Origin of the sequence: Collimonas arenae (genome assembly GCF_000786695.1) — a bacterium.
GTDB classification, from domain to species: Bacteria; Pseudomonadota; Gammaproteobacteria; order Burkholderiales; family Burkholderiaceae_D; genus Collimonas; species Collimonas arenae_A.
The window spans coordinates 600,849-621,898 of the sequence record NZ_CP009962.1; the positions used below are offsets into that span (position 1 = coordinate 600,849).

Here is a 21,050-nt window from a genome sequence, read left to right on the forward strand (position 1 = left end):
TTACTTTTTTTCTTAAAATGTCACGGTTAACTAAAGATTTTAGCTATGGCATCGCCAGTTGTTCACATATTTTGATATGCACAACCGTTCTAAGATCCAGTAAGCTTAATTCTGTAAACAAAACCCAGACAGGCAAAGAGCCTGTCTGGGTTTTTTGTTGTTTACTAATTTTTTAACGAGCTATATTTATCTTTTATCTGGGTGTACCAATCTATTCCTGTAAATAATTTTTGCGAGTGTCTCCTGCGTGCTCTGAACGCCGGTAGTCCAGGCGATTTATTAATCGCAAGTACGAGCGTATCTGGCAAGAACTCCCGCTAAGCTCAGTTTGCGTTGCCAAGCAAGGTCTTGGTTTCCAAGTAGGCGCTCATACCCCATTTGCCCATTTCCCGTCCGAGCCCCGAATGTTTGAAGCCGCCAAATGGTGCGCGCGGCTCGTGCGCCAGGGTGTTGATGAGCACGCGGCCGGAATCAATCTGCCGCGCTACACGTTCGCAACTGTCTCGGTTCTTGCCCAACACGAGGGCGCTCAGGCCATAGAGCGTGTCGTTGGCAATGGCGATTGCGTCAGCTTCGTCCTTGTAGGGGACGATGGTGAGCACGGGGCCGAAGATTTCCTCGCGCGCGATGCGCATCTGGTTGTTGGCACGGGTAAAGACGGTCGGCTTGACGAACCAGCCGGAGCGCAAGCCAGCAGGCCGGCCCTCGCCACCCGCCAGCAATATCGCGCCTTCTTCCTGTCCGATACGGATGTAGTCCTGCACCCGCTCCCATTGCTTTTGGCTCACCATCGGGCCGATGTCGGTATCGGCATTGCGCGGGTCGCCGGATTGAATGTGTGAGACCGCCTCCTTCGCGATCTGCTCGAATTCGGCCAGGCGGCTGCGCGGCACGAGGATGCGCGTGCCCGCAATGCAGGCCTGGCCGCTGTTCATGAAACCGGCGTGCAGCACCAGCGGCATGATGGCGGCAAAGTCCGCGTCATCCAGCACCACCGTGGGCGACTTGCCGCCAAGCTCCAGCGTTACGCGCTTCATCGTGGCAGCACCAGTGACCAGCAGATGCTGACCCACCGCGGACGAGCCCGTGAACGAGATCTTGGCTATGCCGGGGTTGCGTGCGATCTCCTCGCCGACGACATCGCCGCGGCCATTGACGATGTTGAACACGCCCGGGGGCAGGCCGGCTTCGTGCAGCGCCTCGGCCACGATCTGCGTCTGCATCGCGCTCATCTCGCTGGGCTTGATGACGGCTGTGCAACCTGCCGCCAGCGCGGTGGCCAGCTTGTTGCAGATGAAGCCCGCATTGCTGTTCCAGGGTGTGATCAGGCCCGCAACGCCCACTGGCGTCTGGATCACCGTTGCCGCGCCGGCTTGTTCCTCGAACGCGAAGGACTTCAGCGCATCGATCGCCTGGACAATGACATCGGCCGGATAGGTCGCCATCCAGCGTCCGCGCACCAAAGGCGCGCCGTATTCCGCAAGGATGGCTTCCATCAGCGCATCTTCACGTGCCGCCACGGCAGCGTGCATGCGCTGCAGGGCTGCGATGCGCTCCTCGCGCGTGGTGCGTGACCAGGCCGGGAATGCTGCCTGGGCTGCCGCGATGGCGCGCTGCGCGTCCTGCGCATCGCCCAGCCGCACCTGGCCGATGACTTCCTCTGTGCTCGGGTTGTGAAGGTCGAACCATTCCTGGCCGTGCGGTGTGACGAATTCGCCGTTGATGTAAATGTGTTCAATGCGTTGCATGGTGGCTCCTTGGTTGAGGGGGGATGCAACGAAGTATAGGAGTGGTATATTGTTCTGATAAGCCGTCTTATTGTTTATGACGTATCCGTCAATTCAGGATAATCCATGCACAAAACAGGAATGACCGAGTTGGAGGTGGTGCTGGCCGTCGCACGTCGCAACAGTTTTCGTGGCGCGGCACTGGAGTTGGGCATGTCCACCACTGCAGTGAGCAGCGCCGTGGCCGGACTGGAGGCTCGCCTGAAGGTGCGTCTTTTCAATCGCTCGACACGCAGCGTGGCTCTCACTGATGCAGGGCAGCGTTATGTGGAGCGCATTGCCCCCGCGTTGGCGGAAATCAAAAGCGCAGGCGAAGAAGCCGGCACCGGCCCTGACGTACCCAGCGGAACGCTGCGCATCAATGCGCCGCAGGGTGCGGCAACCCTGCTGCTGGAGCCGCTTTTCAACCAGTACGCGCAGCGCTATCCCGAGGTATGTATCGACATTGCGAGCGAGTCGCGCATGATCGACGTCGTGGCCGATGGGTTCGACGCCGGTATCCGTCTGGCCGAGTCCGTGCCGCAGGACATGATCGCTGTGGCGCTTTCGCGCGACATCCGCATGCTCGTGGTGGCAACACCCGAGTACCTGAAACGCCACGGCACGCCCAGGCACCCGCGCGATCTGCTCAAGCACCAAAGCATCGGCATGCGCATGTCGCACGGCGGCACTTATCACTGGGAACTGGAGCGCAGCGGCCAGAAGCTGCAGATGGATTTGCCTGTGCGTTTTACGCTCAATGAGATGTCAGCCATCAAGAAGGCGGTGCTGCTCGGGCTGGGCATTGGCTTCATCTCCGAATGGTTCATTGAGGAAGAGCTGAAAACCGACGCCCTGGTGTCCGTGCTGGTTCCGTGGTGCCCGTCGTTTGGAGGATTGAGGCTTTACTACTCCGGTCATCGCTTCGTTCCTGCGCGGTTGCGCGCGCTCATCGGCCTGGTTCATGAGCTGCGGCTGAGTGGAGCGTAGTTGCGATGGGCCAGGCAGGATGATTCGCAGGATTGCCTTCGTCTACTGAACGAAGGTAGGAAGTGTTGGGCGTGTTGGTACAATGCGCCGCCGGGTTATAGGAGCAATATGTTTGTTTGCATAGTTTGGTATCCAAACACTTCTGACACTCCGCGCGCGTGATTCTGTGAAAACAAAGCTCGCTAAATCATTGACTTGGCGGGCTTTGTTTTTTTGGGGATTCTGTTGCGCTGCTTTTGTGCAGACCCATGTCATCAATGCTGATGCAGTTTGAAAATGACCATGTCAAAGTAATTTGCACGCCTCATCGAAATCAAGGCGAGGGCTGCGCGGGAAGAGTTTTTCAGGATCTCCGTAACCCAGGTTGCATAGGAAATTGGTTTTGATATGACTGTCGGGAAAATATTCATACTCGAAGTTCAGCGACTTCACATCCGGGAAAAATTCATGGTCGACCTTCCCCTGGTCGAATCCTGACATGGGGCCGCAATCCAGTCCAAGTGCGCGCGCCGCCAGCATGAAATACGCGCCTTGAAGGGAACTGTTGCGTCTGGCAGTCACCCCCGCGAGCTCAGGCGTGTCCGCGAACCAGGCGCGTGCATCGGCATGGGGGAACAGCTTGGGCAGCTGTTCGTAGAACTTGCCGTCATAGCCGATGATGGCTGTAACCGGCGCTGCCATGGTCTTGTCGACATTTCCCGGAGCCAGCGCCGGGCGTAGCCGCTCCTTGGATTCTGGCGTGCGCAGAAACAAAATCCGTGCCGGTGAACAATTGGCGCTGGTCGGTCCCCATTTCATCACGTCATAAAGACGCCGCAATGTGTCGTCGCTGACCGGTTTATCCAGCCATGCATTGTGAGTCCTGGCCTTGAAGAACAGCAGGTCGAGTCCTTCCTGGTTCAATTGCTCGCTCATGATTATCACCTTGAAGTTGGTTGAGGATGCAGTGTGCATTCTTCAGCATATCCAGTACACCAGTATAGGAGGCGGGAATCAAAAGGCTATCTGAGTTCGTTTGTTTGCATGGACCATTGTCGGCGTTGCGGCAGCACGCGGTCCAGCACATGTGAAAGAGGGGGAGTTGCCGATCATGACACATCGCTGCGGCAAATTCTGTCGGTGGCGCCGATTACCGGCAGCCATAGTGATGGCTGGTTGCGGTTCGGCGGCGAGGCCGGCGCCGAAAGTTGCCACGCGTTATTTACATGTACGAGGGAAGATATCCCAGGCTACGAAATAGGGGAGCTGGGCATGCGAAACAACGCATGCTGATTTTAAAATCCGTGGTTCCAGGCGCGGCTGGCGCGCTTGACTGCTGGAAAAATACGATAACCGCCGCGTCGGTAGTAGCGATACAAATGCACGAATGTTCTCATGTTTACACTCACGTAGTCAGAGGTAATAAATAGTCTGTCGGCTTAAGAGCAGCATCAAGTCCTGTCTGCCATCTTCATGAAATTGTGTGACAAAAAGATGACAAGGCAAAAATTTCTGAACCCGCGCCATGGCTTGGAAAGCCTGTCTATTCGGACGATTCGCGCTGTCTTTCATAGAGGCTTAGCGAAGCATATGGCATATTCAATGTTGCATTGGCAAACAATTGTTAAATGGCATTACAGTCAGTTTTACGCAACAAACCGAATATCGTCGAAGTCCGTTTACAACTCATGGCCGGGGGAGTTGGAACGCAAAAGGAAAAATCTGATTACGGTGAAATAGCGGGTACCGTGCTGCTTCAAATCTCGATGGCAACAGGTCATGAAGTATAGTACGTGGGCTCAGCCCCGGTTTGTAAAAACCATGTGATGCATTCCTCATGCTGGCGGCCAGAAAATTTCAATATCCGAAAAATGCGTGATTCACCCCTGTCGGTATTCCTCATCTTCCTGCGGCTTGGCCTGACATCGTTTGGTGGGCCGGTCGCGCATCTCGGTTATTTCCGGACAGAGTTCGTCGTACGGCGTCAATGGCTGGCGGAGTCGGCTTATGCGGATCTGGTGGCGCTCTGTCAGTTGCTTCCTGGTCCCGCCAGCAGCCAGGTGGGCATCGCGCTGGGTTTGACCCGGGCCGGATATGCCGGCGGGTTTGCCGCATGGCTTGGATTTACGGCGCCGTCGGCGCTAGCGCTCATTATTTTTGGCATCCTCGCCAGCCATTTGGGTGCCGCTTCAGGAAGCGGCTGGCTGCATGGCTTGAAAATCGTTGCAGTTGCTGTTGTAGCACAAGCGCTATGGGGCATGGCGCGGACGCTGACGCCGGATGTTAAAAGAGCTTCCATTGCGTTGATAGCCGCATGCATTGCGACTGTCCTGCCCAATGCCTTCGGCCAGATCGGCGTCATTCTGGCTGCCGGGATCGCGGGCGCACTGTTCCTGAAGACTGCGCCGGTTGCGCTGGTGGAATTTCCCGCTTCGAACATCAGTCGGCGCGCCGGCATCTCTGCCATCCTGCTGTGCCTGGCATTGTTGGCGGCTCTGCCATTGCTGGCGGAGATTTCAGGACGTTATGACGCTGAACTTTTCAGCGTATTTTTCCGGGTTGGAGCGATGGTGTTTGGCGGCGGCCACGTCGTCCTGCCGCTGTTGCAGTCGGAGGTCGTACCCAGGGGATGGGTCTCGAATGACCTGTTCCTGGCTGGATATGGTGCAGCGCAAGCGGTCCCCGGTCCCTTGTTTACCTTCGCCGCCTATCTCGGCAGCGCTTCGTCCAAAATGCCAAACGGTTGGCTGGGTGGGATAGTCGCCGTCGTGGCGATTTTCCTTCCCTCATTTTTGCTGGTCTGCGGCGCGCTGCCATTCCTGGAAGCGCTGCGGCAGCATCAAGGTGCCAGAAGGGCCTTGGCCGGCATTAACGCCGCCGTGGTCGGCTTGCTGCTGGCTGCGTTTTACAACCCGGTCTGGATCAGCGCCATTTTGCGTCCCACCGACTTCGCCCTTGCTGCACTGGGATTTCTCTTGCTGGTCGCCTGGAAATGGCCGCCTTGGCTGGTAGTTGTGCTGACCGCGTTTGCCGCCGCCATATTCTAAGGCTGGCAGTGTCTGTGCTTCGGGGTTGAACTCGCCGCGGACCTATCACTTTCAACAGTATTTTTTCTGTCTGCATGCGCATAGGATGAGCATCTAATTTCTTCTTGGAAATAATTTGAGGTTGTTGCATAGCCTGAATGACCAGCCAATTCGGGGCAGCATGATTTTCTGGATTTTTTGTCGCCTGCGTCTGGAAGGCCGCAACAGCCGCAGGTATCCAAACATGCGGTCATCATAAGGGTGAATATCATGACAACAGAAATTGTCGGTGGTTGGAGTTCCTTTGACTATGAATTGACCAGCGCTGTGAAAGCGGTGTTCAAGGAAGCGCTGGAAGGTTTTGTCGGCGTGAGTTACGTGCCGTCCGCCTTTGCGACGCAAGTCGTTGCCGGAACCAATTACTGCTTCCTGACCACCGGTGAAGTCAGCGTACCCAACGCTCCTCATTTTCCGGCCTTGGTCTACATCTTTAAGCCGCTCAACGGGAAAGCCCACATCAGCGAAATCACCAGAATCAAGCCTTGATGCAATCCAGGTTTCAACGATAGCGCCTAGATATCAAGCAATGCTCCCGGCAAGCCATGGCTTCCGGGGGCTTTGTTTGTCAAACATCTGTACTACTCTATAAATATCCCAATCCTGCCGGAAAACGCGCCCGCCGCGTCGATCGCTTAGCACGCTCCTTCAGTCTCGCTGCCAATTTCTCTGAATAGAAATACCGTCTGACCGGCGGAATTCGAGGACGGTATTCGTGGACGAAATTCACATCGATACGCTTGCTCATCGATTTATCTAACGATGTCAATTTGCCTCATATATAAATCAATAATTTATAAGCAAGACAAAAAACACTTCCATTTCCCTGAATCTCTGCTATATTTTCAGCCAAGAGCTTCCATATATGATCCATTGGTTTATATATGAAACAAAAAGCCAATCTTGCCTCAGGCAAGCAGACGTTACTGAAAAAATAAATCAATAACATTGGAGATTTCATGAAGTCGAATAGCGGCCGCTGGTATGGCGTGATTACCTTGTTCATCATCGTCGCCATATCGTATGTGGACAGAATCAACATCTCTGTGCTGATCACAGATCCTGCATTTCTGGAGCACATAGGCATCGCCAGAGGCGACCGCGCCAGCCAGGGTTTCCTGGCTACCGCCTTCATGCTGGGCTACGGCATCTCGGCCTTCATCCTGACACCGTTTTGCGCAGCTCTGTTCGGCGTGCGCAAAAGCTTGCTGTATGGCTTGATTATGTGGGGCGTGGTGACTTTCGTGACACCGCATTTCCATGGCTACGGATTACTGGTGGCATCGCGTTTATTGCTAGGCGTGGCCGAAGGTCCCTTGTTTTCCCTGGCGTCGTCATATATCAAGGCGCATTTTGAAAACCACGAAAACGGCAAGCCGAACTCTTTCGTCAACATGGGAACGGGGCTGGGCCTGGCGCTTGGCTATCCCATCGTCGGCTACATGCTGGTTAGCTTCCAGTGGGAAATGTCGTTCTACCTGGTTGGATTGTTGAATATCGCCCTGGGTATTCCGTTGGTGCTGGCTTTTGTACGTATGCCGAAGATGGCTGCCTATGCGAATCGGCCTGCATCGCTGGGCGATGCAGTTGCCCGTGCGGGAGACATCATCAGGGGAGCGTTGAAAACCCGTCACTTGCTCCTGATCACAATATTGACTTCCGCTGCGCTCGCCTATCTCTGGGGTAGCAGTAACTGGTTGCCGGCTTACCTGAAGGAAGCACGCGGATTCTCGATCCGGGAAATGGGCTGGCTGGCGTCCTTGCCGCAGTACGCACTGGTACTGGCGGTGCTGTTGGGCGGCGTCATCATCGACAAGGTCGGCCGCCAGCGCGTGCCGTTCATCTTCATGGCGGCCAGCCTGGGCGTTGCCTCGTCAGTACTGCTGGCTATCAATGTGGCGAACCCATATTGGGCCGCCTACAGCCTGATTGCAGCGAACTTTTTCTGGGGTTTGCTGAGCCCCGCAATTCCCAGCACAGTCCAATATTATTCACGCCCTGAACACACCGCCAGCGCCTTCGGCGTAGTCAATGGCACTGGCAGCCTGGTGGCGGGATTCATGCCTGCACTGATGGGCGGCGTGATCAGTGCAGTGGCGACAGGTTCGGGAGCGTCGGCGAATGCAGGGTCCGGATTCTTCGCAGGATTTGCGTTGCTGATCGGCACGCAGGTAGTGGTATTTATTTGCGGGGCGGTGTTGTGGGCGCGGTCCAGAGATGCAGTCGATGCTGTCCCGGAGAAGGTGGCATGCCAACCTTGAACCATGATTCGATGCTATCGGCATGCCGTGGCATCTCGATGCGCCGAACGGAATGACTGGAACGACATCGATGCCGTCCGCTCGCCGATCGGTGCGAATTTGAAATCGCTGCTCAGGCGAGGGAGAAAAATCCATGGAGGTCATTATTGTCGGCGCTGGTGTGATCGGCGTCGCGACAGCGCATTTTCTGCAACAGCAAGGATGCCAGGTTCGGATCGTCGATCGCAGGCCGGCGCCAGGCATGGAATGCAGCTATGCCAACGGCGGATTCTATTCGGCTGGACTCTCGGCCCCCTGGTCGGCGCCTGGCGCCATCCGGATGGCGGTCGTCTCTCAGTTCGACAAGTCGGCCGCCTTCAAGTGGCGCCCCGATTTTACGTGGCGGCAAATCACCTGGATGATGCAATCGCTCAAGGAATGCCGGCCCGACCGGTTTTCCATCAACCGTGCCCGGCTGACTCGGATGGCGAAATATGCATTGGAATGCCTGCGGCACATCGAATCTGCGCTCCCCATCGACTACCAGCGCAGCGTGAACGGCGTGTTGCAGATTTATCGAGAACCGGTTCCGCAGGCGATGATCGATGGGCATTTGCGTTATCTGGAAACCATGGGGATTGCGGCGAACTTCCTTTCGCGCGCGCAGGTCTTTACGTTGGAACCGGCGCTTGCGCGCTCCACGCCGCATCTGTTTGCCGGTCTGCATGTGCATGACGATTTGTCGGGGGACTGCCAGGTATTCACGGCCAAACTGGCGGAGGCGGTGGCGGCGCGGGGCGGCGTGTTTGACTGGAATACGACCGTGAAACAGATCCACGTCGATCAATCCGGTGCTGCCCGCGCCAAGATTCGCTCGATCGTTTCACAAGACAGGGAGTTCAAGGCAGACGCTTATGTCTTTGCTGCCGGAGCCGATACGCCGATGTTGCTGAAGGGGCTTGCCGACATCCCCGTTTACCCCATCAAGGGCTACTCCGTCACCGCGCCGATTGCAACGGAGGAGCGTGCTCCACGGCATTCGCTCTTCGACTTCGCGACCAAGACTGGCATGGCCCGCCTCGGCGACCGGATGAGAATCTCGGGTATCGCCGAAGTCGCGGGCTATGGCACCACGCCGGATGCCGCCCGTTCCGACCAGTTGCTCGCGGCGTTCGAGGGCGCATTTCCGGGCGCGATCGGCCTTCAAGGCGCTACCTCGTGGGCCGGACTGAGACCGGCTACGCCGGATGGTGTGCCGCTTGTTAGCCGGACGGCTTGTGAAAACCTATACGTCAACACCGGTCACGGGGGCAGCGGCTGGTCCATGTCCTGTGGGTCGGGGAAATTGATGGCAGACATTGTCACGGGACGGCCTACCGATATCGACGCGACCGACTACGCGTTGCTATCTCCACTGCGCCGCTAACCAACCAGGAGATAGGATGACCACACTGATCACGGGAGCCGGCTTGATCGGCCGACTGACGGCGCGCCAGCTGCGCGCGCAGGGAAAAACGGTGTTGCTGGCGGATATCCGCCGCCCGCCGTCCGACGACCTGGGTGACCTGCCTCTGGTGCAGGCCGATGTGACCGACTGGCCAGGCCTGGGTCATCTCATCCATCAGCATCAGGTGCATTCGATCGTGCATACGGCGGCGATGCTCACCCCCGCGATCCGTCGTGACCCGTTGACGGGCATCCGGGTGAACGTGATGGGAACGGCGAACATTCTCGAGGCCGCGCGGCAGTTCAAGCTTCGGCGCGTGCTCATCGCCAGTTCGACCACGGTGATGTATTCGGCGTTTGGATCGCTGCCAGATACGCCGATTCCAGAAGATTTTTCATATCGGATCGTCAGTGAACGACCCGCGAGTCTCTATGCGTGCACCAAGATCGCCAACGAGCATTTGGCGCTGGCTTATGCGCAGCAGTATGGCGTGGAGGCTATCGTGCTGAGGTTCGGCGCCGTTCTGGGAGCGGGCTCGGAAGCCGCGTCCAGCGTGCCCGGCCAGATGCTCGACTGCCTGTTGCGCGCGGGCCGCAGCGGCGAGCCCGCCCGGTACGAAAGCACGAACCTGCTATGGGGCGGACAAGAGGAATTCATCGATGCGCGCGACTGCGCTGCCGCTGCCGCCGCCGCGCTGCACGCGCCCAATCCGGCCCAAGGAATCTACAACATCGCCACGGGTGAATGTTTCACGTTCGACGAATTTGTCGCGGTGGTGCGGCGTAGCTTCAAGACGTTGCAAGTGGCCGACCTGTGCCTTCCCGCCGGCGGTTTGTCCGGGTTCGCGTTCCAGCGCCCGGCGCCGTCCGATGTCGGCACCGCCTGGCGGGAATTGGGTTTTCGCGCCCGCTATTCCCTAGCGGACACGATCTCGCACATCGCTGGCGCCGATTGACGGCTTCCAGATGGATACCCGAGCCATACGTGGTTAGCGGTTAGACGAAAAATACAAGGAGGAGTGCAATGGAGTCCAAATCTTGGCGTTGGTGTGGTGTCCTCACCTTATTCGTTGTTGCCGCCATCTCGTACATCGATCGCATCAACCTCGCAGTACTGGTTACGGACCATGCATTTCTGGCGCATATCGGCCTCGAGTCCGGCGACCGTGTCCGTCAGGGCATGTTCGCCACTGTTTTCCTGGTTGGCTACGGTCTATCGTCGGTTCTCCTCACGCCGTTCTGCTCGGCGCTGCTCGGCGTGCGCCAAAGCCTCATTTACGGTCTCGCATTTTGGGGGGCATTGACTTTCGCGTCACCGTTGGCGCACGGTTACGGGCTGATCCTCACGTCACGGCTTCTGCTCGGGATAGCCGAAGGGCCTTTGTACTCACTCGCCGCCGCTTATATCAAGGCGCACTTCACCAGCCGGGAGAGCGGCAAGCCGAATTCGCTGGTCAATATGGGAACGGGAATCGGTTTGGCGATCGGCTATCCGCTAGTGAGCTATCTGCTCACGCATTTCGACTGGCAAACCTCGTTTCACGTCATCGGCCTCGTTAATATCGTCTTGGGTATCCCGCTCGTGATCGCTTTCGTGCACATGCCGGGCAAGGAACGGCACGGTTCCTCGGCGCCGCCGCCGCGCGCTGCAATGCCGGTGAGACAGGTTGTCGCCGGTGCATGGCAAACGCGCCACCTGATCCTGATCACCGTGCTGACGTCGGCGGCGTTGGCTTATCTGTGGGGTAGCAGCAATTGGCTGCCCGCCTATCTCAAGGTATCGCGCGGCTTCTCGCTGCGTGAAATGGGCTGGCTCGCGTCGTTACCGCAGTACGCGATGGTGTGCGGCGTACTGATGGGCGGCATCGTGCTCGACAAGCTGCAGCGCCGATGGGTGCCATGCATGTTTCTGGTCGGCAGCTTGAGCGTGGCATTGGCTGTCTGGTTGACCATTCAGACTGCCGATCGTTACTGGGCCGCAGCCGGCATGGTTGCCGCGAATTTCTTCTGGGGGCTGCAAGCTCCCGCCATTCCCAGCATCGTGCAGGACAACTCTCGCGCCGAATATACCGCCAGCGCCTTTGGCGTGGTGAACGGTGTCGGGAGCCTGATCGCCGGTCTCATGCCGTTGGCGATGGGGGGTGTCATCAGTGCGGTGTCGGCGGGTTCCGGCGGGGCGGCATCGGGATTCTTCGCAGGATTTGCATTGCTGATCGGTACTCAACTGGTGGTGTTCATTTGCGGCCTGATTCTCTGGCTGCGCGAGCGCGCCGAAAGACGGAGTTTGGTGCCTGCGTCTTCCGGCCTGAGCGCGTAGAGATGCTGTGGGGCCGGTGTTGTTGCTTCGGTAACAGCATTGCACCGGTTTCAGCGGGGATCGAGGACTTGCCAGGCATTGCAGCTTATCCCGATCCCTATTCATAGCTTTGTGATCATAGTTTTCATATATAAATCATTGGCTTATGTGTGAAATAAAAAATAAAAAGCACTGGCAATGCGCAAAATATCTGATATATTTCCATGTAATGACTCATATATGAATTACTGGTTTATATATGAAACAAAAAAGAAATCATGGCAATCGCTAAAAATGAAGAGACAACAATGAAGCAAAGCACGCAACTTCTGGCAGGACGACGGATTTTCATCACCGGCGCAGCGCGCGGCCTCGGCCTGGCGTTTGTGACGGCTGTTGCCGAAGCCGGCGCCAGCGTGGCAATGGCCGACATCCTGGAAGACAGCTTGCAGCAGGCAGTCAGCGATCTGCAGCAGCGCGGCTTCAACGTCACCGGCTTCCCGCTTGATCTGGCGGACCCGGAATCGATCAAATCCTGTGCGGACCAGGCAATAGGCTGGCTCGGCGGGCTGGACGGCCTGGTCAATAACGCCGCCGTCACCAACTCCGGTGGCCGCACGTCCGAGCAGCTGGAAATAGAGATGTGGGACAAGGTCATGGCGGTCAACGTGCGCGGTACCTGGCTGATGACCAATGCTTGTCTGGCGGCGCTGCGTGCGTCCGGGCGCGGCAGCATCGTCAACCTGTCTTCCGATACGCCGTTGTGGGGCGCGCCTAATCTGCTGGCCTATGTGGCGAGCAAGAGCGCGGTGATCGGCATGACGCGTTCGCTTGCACGTGAACTGGGCGCCGACAACATCACCGTCAACGCCGTGGCGCCGGGCCTGACGCTGGTGGAAGCCACCGAATATGTGCCGCAGGCGCGTCATCAGATGTATCACGACCGCCGCGCAATCCAGCGCGAGCAGTTGCCGGAAGACGTCTGCGGCGCGGTGATTTATGCCCTGTCCGATATGTCCCGCTTCTATACGGGGCAAGTCATGGCCGTCAACGGCGGCTTTGTAATGAACTGAAAACTGACTACGCAAGAGTATTTCTGGACCAACGCAAGGAGAAACGAATGACTGATTTATCCGAACAGCAGAATATCAAGCCAAGCTGGGCGCAAGCCGAAGGCAGCAGCTTCAGCCAGTGGATGGATACGCGCGTGGCGCGCTTTTCCAGCCGCAAGTACGACTGGAACGCACTAAAATTCCAGGCCGACCACGATCCCAAATACCGTCGCGCGCAAATGCGCTACATCGGTACCGGCGGCACTGGCGTGGCCAGCGATAGCAGTGTGATTCCATCTGAGCATTTCACTTTCTCGACTATGATCATTCCGGCCGGCCATGAAGGTCCGCCGCATTTGCACATCGATGTCGAAGAAGTGTTTTTTGTGTTGCGCGGCACGCTCAAGCTGGTGCTTGAGAAAGACGGTGAGCGCTACGAAACCATCCTGACCGAGCGCGATGTGGTGTCCATTCCGCCCGGCGTATATCGCGAAGAAATCAATATCGGCGAAGAAGATGCGCTGATGTGCGTGATGCTGGGTTCGAAAGCGCCTATCCGTCCGACCTATCCGGCCGATCATCCGCTGGCGCAGATCAAGCGCGATTAAGCAGGATCAAGCGTGAAAAACATGTCGACCGCCACCGCCACCGCCTGCGCCACGCAACTGGAACACGCCCTGGGCCTGATGGCGCGGGGGTTTTCCGAGCGCACTGTCGATGTTGGCGGCAGCCTGGTTTCCTATCGTAGCTGCGGCACAGCGGTGCCCGGCGGCAAAACGGTAGTCCTGTTGCATGGCATCGGTTCGGGCGCTGCATCCTGGCTACAGTGCGCCTTGGATTTGCAACAGGATGCACAGGTCGTCGCCTGGAATGCGCCCGGCTACGGCGGCTCATCGGCATTGCCGATGGCGCGTCCCAGCGCAGCAGATTACGCCATGCGCCTGGAGCAGCTTCTGCAAGCGTTGGATGTGCGCAATTGCGTATTGGTTGGGCATTCGCTGGGTGCGTTGATGGCATCCGCATATGTCGCCGCGGGTTACACCCGCGCCGAGCAACTATTGCTGGTCAGTCCGGCGCAGGGTTATGGCGGCGGTGACAAGCGCGTGCGTGGCGAAGAGATTGCGCAGCAACGTCTGGCGGCACTGGAAAACCTGGGTATCGCGGGGATGGCCCTGAAAAGCCCGGAGCGGATGCTGTCGGTGCAAGCCAGCGAATTCGCCCGCGCCTGGGTGCGCTGGAATACGCAAAGGCTGAATCCCGCCAGTTACACGCAAGCGGTATACATGCTGTGCGGCGACGATATCCACCGCTACCGATTACCCGCAGCAGGGCCGGCGTGTGCGATATATTGCGGCGCTGACGACGTGGTTACCACGCCGCAGGACAGCCGGATGCTGGCCGATAGTTTGCGGTTGCCGTTCCAGCTGATAGAAGCTGCTGGACATGCCTGCTACATCGAACAGCCGCAAGCAGTCGCTGCAGTGATACGTCGTCATCTTGATCAACTCTCTTAAGAAAACATCATGAATAAAATAGAGCTGCCAGAAGAAGAAAACCAAGAGCAAGAAAAATATCTCGTGCCGGGGCTGGAGCGCGGTTTGCGCCTGTTGTGTGAATTCAGCCGTCAGGACAAGAGTCTGTCGGCGCCGGAACTGGCGCGCCGCTTGAGTGTGCCGCGTTCGACCGTGTTTCGCCTGCTGACCACGCTGGAACGCATGGGCTTTGTCGAACGCAACGAAGGTGGCCGCGATTACCGCCTTGGCATGGCAGTGCTGCGCCTCGGTTTTGAATACCTGGCTTCGCTGGAACTGACGGAAATCGGCCGGCCGTTGCTGGACCGCCTGCGTGACCAGATTTCATATCCCTGCAACCTTGTGGTGCGCGACGGCCGCTCCATTGTATATGTCGCCAAATCGGTGACGCCGACCGCATTCGTCAGTTCGGTCAATGTCGGTACACGTTTGCCGGCGCACGCCACGGTCCTCGGCCGCGTGCTGCTGGAAGATCTGTCGCTGGCCGAGTTGCGTGAACTGTATCCGGAAGAACATCTGGAAAGCTTCTCCAGCAATACGCCGAAGACCGTCGTAGAACTGTTCGACATGGTGCAGCAGGATAAAGCGCGCGGTTATGTGCTGCAGGAAGGTTTTTTCGAAACCGGCATCTCGACCATCGCCGCACCGGTGCGCGATCACTCTGGCAAGGTAGTTGCGGCGATGGGAGCGACGATTCCTTTGCCGCATATCGATGCGAGCCAACTCGATGGCATCGTACGGAGCGTGCGCGATACCGCCGGCGAGTTATCGGGTTTGCTGGACCACGCCCCTGAGAAATCAGGCAGCAAGGTCGTCAACATGTGGCGGGAGTAAACAGCATGAGCATGGTAAGACTCGAAGGCAAAGTGGCGGTGGTTACCGGCGGTTCATCGGGCATCGGCCTGGCGACCGTGGAGCTGCTGCTGGAAGCCGGCGCTGCGGTAGCATTGTGCGGCCGCAGCCAGGAACGCCTGACGCAGGTCGAAGCCATGCTGCGCCTGCGTTTCCCGCAAGCGCATTTGTATTGCGGCGTATGCGATGTGCTGGTGCAGGAGCAGGTGCAAGCATTCGCCGCCGCGGTCGAGCAGCATCTCGGGCCAGCATCGATACTGGTGAATAACGCCGGCCAAGGAAGGGTATCGACCTTTGCCGATACCGACGACACCGCCTGGCTGGAAGAGCTGCGCCTCAAATTTTTCTCTGTGATCTATCCGACCCGCGCTTTCCAGCCGCAACTGCAACGCATGAGCGGCGCCGATGGCGACGCCGCCGTGGTCTGCGTCAATTCGCTGCTGGCGATACAGCCGGAGCCGCACATGGTGGCGACATCCGCCGCCCGCGCCGGCGTGCATAACCTGGTGCGTTCGTTAGCCACAGAATTCAGCCCGCTGGGCATCCGCGTCAACGGCATCCTGATCGGACTGGTGGAGTCTGGCCAGTGGCGTCGCCGCTATGAAGCGCGCGCCGAACGCGAGATGTCCTGGGAACAATGGACCCAGGAGCTGGCGCGGAAAAAACATATCCAACTCGGTCGTCTCGGCCATCCCCAGGAAGCAGCACGCGCCATTGTATTTTTGGCGACGCCCCTTTCTTCGTACACAACTGGCAGTCATATCGACGTTTCAGGAGGACTTTCCCGCCATGCCTAAAAAGAATCAGCAACAAGTTACCGTCGGCTGCGCCATCGCCGCCTTTCTTGAGCAATGCAATGTCAAGGCCGCCTTCGGCGTGATCTCGATTCACAACATGCCGATTTTGGATGCCTTCGGCGAGCGCGACAAGATCCGTTTCGTGATGGCGCGCGGCGAAGCCGGCGGCGCCAACATGGCCGACGCCTACGCCCGCACCACCGGCGGCCTCGGGGTTTGCCTGACTAGCACCGGCACTGCTGCCGGCAACGCTGCCGGCGCCATGGTCGAAGCTTTGACCGCGGGTACTCCCTTGCTGCACCTGACCGGCCAGATCGAGACGCCCTACCTGGATCAAAGCCTGTCCTATATCCACGAAGCGCCGGACCAGCTGAGCATGCTCAAGTCCATCTCGAAAGCCGCATTCCGTGTGCGCAGCGTCGATACCGCCATCAGTACAGTCAAGCTGGCGGTGCAAACCGCGCTGACACCGCCGATGGGGCCAGTCAGCGTGGAAATCCCAATCGACATCCAGGCAGCGCTGATCGCCATGCCATCCGATTTACGTCCTTTGCCGATTCCCGCCAATACACCGTCGGAACACGCGCTGGACGAACTGGCGGCACGCCTTGTCAAAGCCAAGCGGCCGATGCTATGGGTCGGCGGCGGCGCACGACATGCCGGAAAACAGGTGCAGCGTTTGCTCGATCTAGGTTTCGGCATCGTCAGCACGACGCAGGGCCGTGGCATAGTGCCAGAAGACGATCCACGTTCGTTGGGTGCTTTCAATCTGCACAAGCCGGTCGAGAATTTCTACCAGACTTGCGATGCGGTGCTGGTGGTAGGTTCGCGCTTGCGCGGCAACGAAACCCTGAAATATGAACTGAAGTTGCCGCAGACGCGTTATCGCATCGATGCCGATCCTGCCGCCGAAGGCCGCTGCTATAACAGCGACTATTTTGTTTGCGGTGACGCCGCGTTGGCGCTGGATGGCCTGGCCGACCGGCTGCAAGCCTTGCAGGTGGATCCGGGTTTCATCGGCGACCTGCAACAGGCGCGCGAAGCGGCAGTACATGGTCTGGTCGATGGACTCGGTCCATACAACGCCCTGGTCGAGCAGCTGCAAAAAGCCGCCGGCCACAACTTCAACTGGGTGCGCGACGTCACCGTCTCCAACAGCACCTGGGGTAATCGCTATCTGCGCATTTTCGATCCGCTGGCTGGTGTGCATGCACTGGGCGGAGGTATCGGCCAGGGTCTGGCGATGGGGATAGGCGCGGCTGTCGGCGCGGCAGTGACCGCTTCTGGCAAGAAGACTTTCTGCCTCGCCGGCGACGGCGGCTTCATCCTCAATCTGGGTGAACTGGCGACTGCAGTGCAGGAGCGCGCCGACATGGTGATCGTGCTGATGAACGACCAGAGCTACGGCGTCATCAAGAATATCCAGGATGTGCAATATGGCGGCCGACGCCATTACGTCGAACTGCACACGCCGGATTACGCGTTGTTGTCGCAGTCGTTGAAATTGCGCCATGTCCGTATCAGCAACCTGGCCGATGCCGAAAGCGGTTTGCGTACGGCACTGGCGGAGCCGGGCCCGTTCATGCTGGAAATCGACATGCTGTCCATCGGCAAATTCAAGACTGCATTCGCCGGGCCGCCGGTGAATGAAGAAAATCCGGCGGAACAATCCGTTGCAACGGTAGCTTGAGGAGAATGACATGCTGCATGTTTCGATGATAGGTTGCGGCGCCATCGGCCTGGGCGTGATGGAGCTGCTGAAAAGCGATCCGGAAGTCGCATTCGATGTGGTGATCGTGCCGGAGGCGCATATGGAAGCAGCGCGGCCGCTCGTGTTTTCGCTGGCGCCGCATGCCCGTGTTGCTGATCGCCTGGAAGAGCAGGGCCAGCAACCGGACCTGCTGATAGAGTGCGCCGGCCACAAGGCGATCGAAGAACACATCATTCCTGCATTGAAACGCGGCATCCCTTGCATGGTGGTTTCCATCGGCGCCTTGTCCGAACGTGGGCTGGTGGAAAAGCTGGAAGCGGCGGCCCGTGAAGGCAAGACCCAGGTACAACTGCTGTCCGGCGCGATCGGTGCGATCGATGCCTTGTCGGCGGCGCGCGTGGGCGGCCTTGATTCCGTGGTCTATACCGGCCGCAAACCACCGGGCGCCTGGAAGGATACGCCGGCCGACGGTTTGTTCGATCTCGACAATCTGCAAACAGCGACCGTGATTTTTGAAGGTACGGCGCGTGAAGCAGCGCGCCTGTATCCAAAGAACGCCAACGTCGCAGCCACCTTGTCGCTGGCAGGCCTTGGCCTGGATCACACGCAGGTGCGCCTGCTGGCCGATCCCGGCGTCACCGAAAACGTCCATCACGTAGAAGCCAAGGGCGCATTCGGCGGATTCGAATTGACCATGCGCGGCAAGCCGCTGGCAGCCAATCCGAAAACCTCGGCCCTGACCGTGTTCAGCGTGGTACGCGCGCTTGGCAATCGCGCCCATGCCTTATCTATCTGAGATCTTAGGAAAGCAATGAATTCTAACGAAACGCTGCCGATCTGCATCGCCGGCAACTGGCGTCTGGGACAGGGCGACCGCTACGCCACTTTGTATCCAGCTACCGGTGAAGCAGTGGCATGGCTGAACGCGGCCAGCCTTGCCGACGTCGAGGAAGCAATCAGTGGCGCCGACCATGCTTTCCGCACCAGCGGCTGGGCCCAGCGCAAACCGCACGAAAGGGCGGCTGTGCTATATCGCGTCGCGCAACTGATACGCGACCAGGCGGAATATCTGGCACAGCGCCAGCGTCTCGACAATGGCAAGCCGATCACGGAAACCCGCGCACTGGTGGCCAGCGCCGCCGGCACCTTCCAGTTCTTCGCCGCTGCTTGCGAAACCATGGAAGACACCATCACGCCGATGCGTGGCGATAACCTCACCATGAGTGTCTATGAGCCGATGGGAGTCGTCGCCGCCATCACGCCGTGGAATTCGCCGATCGCCAGCGAAGCACAAAAAATGGCGCCGGCCTTGGCCGCCGGCAATGCGGTAGTGGTCAAGCCTGCAGAAGTGACGCCGCTGATGGCGCTGGAACTTGCTCGTATCTGCGAGGAAGCCGGTGTGCCAAAAGGACTGATCAGCGTGTTGCCCGGCAAGGGCTCGGTGATCGGCGACGCCATCACCCTGCATCCGCTGGTGCGGCGCGTGTCGTTCACTGGCGGCACCACTACCGGTAAACATATCGCTCACATCGCGGCAGACAAGATGATGCCGGTATCGCTGGAATTGGGCGGCAAGTCACCGACCATGGTGTTCGAAGATGCGGATCTGGATCATGCCGTAGCCGGCGTGTTGTACGGCATTTTCAGTTCGTCGGGCGAGTCTTGCATCGCCGGTTCGCGCCTGTTCGTCGCTCGTGGCATTTACGACAATTTCATCGAACGCCTGGCCGCTGGCGCCGCAGCGCTGCGGGTTGGTGATCCCGCCGATGAACGCACGCAACTAGGACCGCTGATTACACCGCGTCATCGCGATTCGATCGAATCCTATGTAGCGATGGGCGTGGCCGATGGCGGCCGCATCCGCACCGGCGGTACGCGCCCGGCAGGGGCGCTGTTCGAACGCGGTAATTATTATCTGCCAACCATCATTGAAGGTTTAACCAATACGCAGCGAATCTGCCAAGAAGAAATTTTCGGCCCGGTGCTGGTGGCGATGCCTTTCGATAACGAAGAAGAGTTGATTGCCCAGGCCAATGACAGCGTCTATGCGCTGGCGGCCGGCATCTGGACCCGCGACTACAAGAAAGCCTGGCGCTTCGGTCGTGCGGTGCAAGCCGGTAATGTCTGGATCAACACCTATAAGCAGCTGTCGATCTCGACGCCGTTCGGCGGCTGGCGCGACAGCGGCCTGGGCCGTGAAAAAGGCCGGCTCGGGATCTTGCAGTACATGGAGCAGAAGAGCATGTACTGGGGTTTGAATGAACAGCCGCTGCCGTGGGCAAGTTGACGACAACACAGCGGTAACCAAGAGGTAAAGCGAGGAGACACAGTAATGGATGTACTAGGCATAGATGAAATCACCTACGGCGCGGACGACCTGCCGTTATGCAAGAAATTCTTTTCAGACTGGGGCATGACCCTGGCGCAAGAGAGCGAACAGGCGCTGGTGTTCGAAACGCTAAATGGCTGCCGCGTGATCGTCAAGCATAGCGACGCCGCCGACCTGCCGCCGGCCATCGAAGCCGGCCCGACCCTGCGTGAAGTGGTCTGGGGCGTATCGGCGCCAGAGGTTCTGGAACGCTTTGCTGTGCGTATTGCCGGCTTACCCGGCTATGTGAATCAAGGCAAACGCATCGGCTGCACCGATCCTAACGGTTTGGCTGTGCGCTTCCAGGTTACGCAGAAGCGCGAGATCGATGTCGAATGCGCGGAAATGAATACCTGGTCGCACAAGCATCGCATCAACCAGCGCAGCCCGGCTTACGAGCGCGCTGCACCGATCGAGGTCGGCCACGTGGTGTTCTTCGTCAAGGATGTGAAAGCCTGCGAAAGCTTCTATTGCGATAATTTCGGCTTCGTGCCGTCTGACCACTATCCAGGCCGCGGCGCTTTCCTGCGCTGCGCAGCTGACGGCGGCCATCATGACATTTTCCTGCTGCAGCCGCCGGAGGCGCGCGCTGGCCTCAATCATGTGGCCTTCACCGTGCGCGATATCCACGAAGTCTTCGGCGGCGGCATGCACATGTCGCGCAAAGGCTGGGATACGCAGCTTGGCCCTGGCCGTCATCCGATCTCGTCGGCTTATTTCTGGTATTTCCGCAATCCGGCAGGCGGCCTGATCGAGTACTACGCGGACGAAGACCAGCTCAACGAAGAATGGGAGCCGCGCGACTTTGAACCAGGCCCGACCGTATTCGCGGAATGGGCGATCGACGGTGGCATCGATGGCAACACGCGCCGGCAGAAGAACGCCGAAGGCCCGAGCGGAAAATTCCTGACCGACCGTCCCAAGTCCTGATAAGAGGA

Annotated in this window: 18 protein-coding genes; 16 read left to right on the forward strand and 2 right to left on the reverse strand. The window is 58.5% G+C overall.

The annotated features are described in order from the left end of the window. Window positions 1–323 precede the first annotated feature (323 nt). The gene (locus LT85_RS02615; protein ID WP_038484883.1) at window positions 324–1,748 is read right to left on the reverse strand and encodes an aldehyde dehydrogenase family protein; all 1,425 of its coding nucleotides are present in this window, start codon (window positions 1,746–1,748) and stop codon (window positions 324–326) included. A gap of 105 nt (window positions 1,749–1,853) precedes the next feature. On the opposite strand from LT85_RS02615, the gene LT85_RS02620 reads away from it, so the two are divergent. Continuing rightward, complete coding sequence (locus LT85_RS02620; protein WP_038484886.1) at window positions 1,854–2,756, forward strand: LysR family transcriptional regulator; 903 nt, start codon at window positions 1,854–1,856, stop codon at window positions 2,754–2,756. A 285-nt stretch (window positions 2,757–3,041) separates the two neighbouring features. On the opposite strand, the gene LT85_RS02625 is transcribed toward LT85_RS02620, so the two are convergent. Beyond that, window positions 3,042–3,671 carry a malonic semialdehyde reductase gene (locus tag LT85_RS02625; RefSeq protein ID WP_038494869.1) on the reverse strand — a complete coding sequence of 210 codons (630 nt, stop codon included), beginning with the start codon at window positions 3,669–3,671 and terminating at the stop codon, window positions 3,042–3,044. Window positions 3,672–4,606: 935 nt separating this feature from the next. Here LT85_RS02625 and chrA point away from each other — a divergent pair. The 15 genes from chrA (at window position 4,607) to LT85_RS02700 (ending at window position 21,042) form a co-directional block, all read left to right on the forward strand. Beyond that, window positions 4,607–5,782, forward strand: coding sequence for a chromate efflux transporter (gene chrA, locus LT85_RS02630; RefSeq protein WP_038484889.1), 1,176 nt, complete (start codon window positions 4,607–4,609; stop codon window positions 5,780–5,782). 249 nt (window positions 5,783–6,031) lie between these two features. Then, the gene (locus LT85_RS02635; RefSeq protein ID WP_038484892.1) at window positions 6,032–6,307 is read left to right on the forward strand and encodes a hypothetical protein; all 276 of its coding nucleotides are present in this window, start codon (window positions 6,032–6,034) and stop codon (window positions 6,305–6,307) included. A 470-nt stretch (window positions 6,308–6,777) separates the two neighbouring features. Further along, window positions 6,778–8,079 carry an MFS transporter gene (locus LT85_RS02640; RefSeq protein WP_038484895.1) on the forward strand — a complete coding sequence of 434 codons (1,302 nt, stop codon included), beginning with the start codon at window positions 6,778–6,780 and terminating at the stop codon, window positions 8,077–8,079. A 133-nt stretch (window positions 8,080–8,212) separates the two neighbouring features. Beyond that, window positions 8,213–9,484, forward strand: coding sequence for a D-amino acid dehydrogenase (locus LT85_RS02645; RefSeq protein WP_038484898.1), 1,272 nt, complete (start codon window positions 8,213–8,215; stop codon window positions 9,482–9,484). 16 nt (window positions 9,485–9,500) lie between these two features. Then, window positions 9,501–10,460: an NAD-dependent epimerase/dehydratase family protein gene (locus LT85_RS02650; RefSeq protein WP_038484900.1), complete on the forward strand. Its 960-nt coding sequence runs from the start codon at window positions 9,501–9,503 to the stop codon at window positions 10,458–10,460. A 68-nt stretch (window positions 10,461–10,528) separates the two neighbouring features. Further along, a complete protein-coding gene (locus tag LT85_RS02655) occupies window positions 10,529–11,821 on the forward strand; it encodes an MFS transporter (RefSeq protein WP_038484902.1) in 1,293 nt (430 codons plus the stop codon). Between the two features lie 287 nt (window positions 11,822–12,108). Beyond that, the gene (locus tag LT85_RS02660) at window positions 12,109–12,873 is read left to right on the forward strand and encodes an SDR family oxidoreductase (protein ID WP_038484905.1); all 765 of its coding nucleotides are present in this window, start codon (window positions 12,109–12,111) and stop codon (window positions 12,871–12,873) included. A gap of 47 nt (window positions 12,874–12,920) precedes the next feature. Further along, window positions 12,921–13,460 carry a cupin domain-containing protein gene (locus tag LT85_RS02665; RefSeq protein ID WP_038484908.1) on the forward strand — a complete coding sequence of 180 codons (540 nt, stop codon included), beginning with the start codon at window positions 12,921–12,923 and terminating at the stop codon, window positions 13,458–13,460. A gap of 21 nt (window positions 13,461–13,481) precedes the next feature. After that, entirely contained in the window at window positions 13,482–14,366 is an 885-nt protein-coding gene (locus tag LT85_RS02670; RefSeq protein WP_038484911.1) for an alpha/beta fold hydrolase, read from the forward strand. 9 nt (window positions 14,367–14,375) lie between these two features. Further along, window positions 14,376–15,218 carry an IclR family transcriptional regulator gene (locus LT85_RS02675; protein ID WP_038484914.1) on the forward strand — a complete coding sequence of 281 codons (843 nt, stop codon included), beginning with the start codon at window positions 14,376–14,378 and terminating at the stop codon, window positions 15,216–15,218. A gap of 5 nt (window positions 15,219–15,223) precedes the next feature. After that, window positions 15,224–16,033 carry an SDR family oxidoreductase gene (locus LT85_RS02680; RefSeq protein ID WP_038484917.1) on the forward strand — a complete coding sequence of 270 codons (810 nt, stop codon included), beginning with the start codon at window positions 15,224–15,226 and terminating at the stop codon, window positions 16,031–16,033. After that, window positions 16,026–17,723, forward strand: a complete 1,698-nt coding sequence (locus LT85_RS02685; protein WP_038484920.1) for a thiamine pyrophosphate-binding protein — start codon at window positions 16,026–16,028, stop codon at window positions 17,721–17,723. The genes LT85_RS02680 and LT85_RS02685 overlap by 8 nt, the downstream gene beginning before the upstream one ends. A gap of 10 nt (window positions 17,724–17,733) precedes the next feature. Next, window positions 17,734–18,540: an aspartate dehydrogenase gene (locus LT85_RS02690; RefSeq protein ID WP_038484923.1), complete on the forward strand. Its 807-nt coding sequence runs from the start codon at window positions 17,734–17,736 to the stop codon at window positions 18,538–18,540. A gap of 15 nt (window positions 18,541–18,555) precedes the next feature. After that, on the forward strand, window positions 18,556–20,031 hold the full coding sequence (locus LT85_RS02695) for an aldehyde dehydrogenase (protein ID WP_038484927.1): 1,476 nt from the start codon (window positions 18,556–18,558) through the stop codon (window positions 20,029–20,031). Between the two features lie 45 nt (window positions 20,032–20,076). Beyond that, window positions 20,077–21,042 (forward strand): VOC family protein, encoded by a 966-nt coding sequence (locus LT85_RS02700; RefSeq protein ID WP_038484930.1) that lies wholly within the window; start codon window positions 20,077–20,079, stop codon window positions 21,040–21,042. The last annotated feature ends 8 nt before the right edge of the window (window positions 21,043–21,050 follow it).

Bases quoted from the DNA above. Each gene is read 5' to 3' on its own strand.
- LT85_RS02615 (WP_038484883.1), bottom strand. From the start codon at position 1,748: ATGCAACGCATTGAACACATTTACATCAACGGCGAATTCGTCACACCG.
- LT85_RS02620 (WP_038484886.1), top strand. From the start codon at position 1,854: ATGCACAAAACAGGAATGACCGAGTTGGAGGTGGTGCTGGCCGTCGCA.
- LT85_RS02625 (WP_038494869.1), bottom strand. From the start codon at position 3,671: ATGAGCGAGCAATTGAACCAGGAAGGACTCGACCTGCTGTTCTTCAAG.
- chrA (WP_038484889.1), top strand. From the start codon at position 4,607: ATGCGTGATTCACCCCTGTCGGTATTCCTCATCTTCCTGCGGCTTGGC.
- LT85_RS02635 (WP_038484892.1), top strand. From the start codon at position 6,032: ATGACAACAGAAATTGTCGGTGGTTGGAGTTCCTTTGACTATGAATTG.
- LT85_RS02640 (WP_038484895.1), top strand. From the start codon at position 6,778: ATGAAGTCGAATAGCGGCCGCTGGTATGGCGTGATTACCTTGTTCATC.
- LT85_RS02645 (WP_038484898.1), top strand. From the start codon at position 8,213: ATGGAGGTCATTATTGTCGGCGCTGGTGTGATCGGCGTCGCGACAGCG.
- LT85_RS02650 (WP_038484900.1), top strand. From the start codon at position 9,501: ATGACCACACTGATCACGGGAGCCGGCTTGATCGGCCGACTGACGGCG.
- LT85_RS02655 (WP_038484902.1), top strand. From the start codon at position 10,529: ATGGAGTCCAAATCTTGGCGTTGGTGTGGTGTCCTCACCTTATTCGTT.
- LT85_RS02660 (WP_038484905.1), top strand. From the start codon at position 12,109: ATGAAGCAAAGCACGCAACTTCTGGCAGGACGACGGATTTTCATCACC.
- LT85_RS02665 (WP_038484908.1), top strand. From the start codon at position 12,921: ATGACTGATTTATCCGAACAGCAGAATATCAAGCCAAGCTGGGCGCAA.
- LT85_RS02670 (WP_038484911.1), top strand. From the start codon at position 13,482: ATGTCGACCGCCACCGCCACCGCCTGCGCCACGCAACTGGAACACGCC.
- LT85_RS02675 (WP_038484914.1), top strand. From the start codon at position 14,376: ATGAATAAAATAGAGCTGCCAGAAGAAGAAAACCAAGAGCAAGAAAAA.
- LT85_RS02680 (WP_038484917.1), top strand. From the start codon at position 15,224: ATGAGCATGGTAAGACTCGAAGGCAAAGTGGCGGTGGTTACCGGCGGT.
- LT85_RS02685 (WP_038484920.1), top strand. From the start codon at position 16,026: ATGCCTAAAAAGAATCAGCAACAAGTTACCGTCGGCTGCGCCATCGCC.
- LT85_RS02690 (WP_038484923.1), top strand. From the start codon at position 17,734: ATGCTGCATGTTTCGATGATAGGTTGCGGCGCCATCGGCCTGGGCGTG.
- LT85_RS02695 (WP_038484927.1), top strand. From the start codon at position 18,556: ATGAATTCTAACGAAACGCTGCCGATCTGCATCGCCGGCAACTGGCGT.
- LT85_RS02700 (WP_038484930.1), top strand. From the start codon at position 20,077: ATGGATGTACTAGGCATAGATGAAATCACCTACGGCGCGGACGACCTG.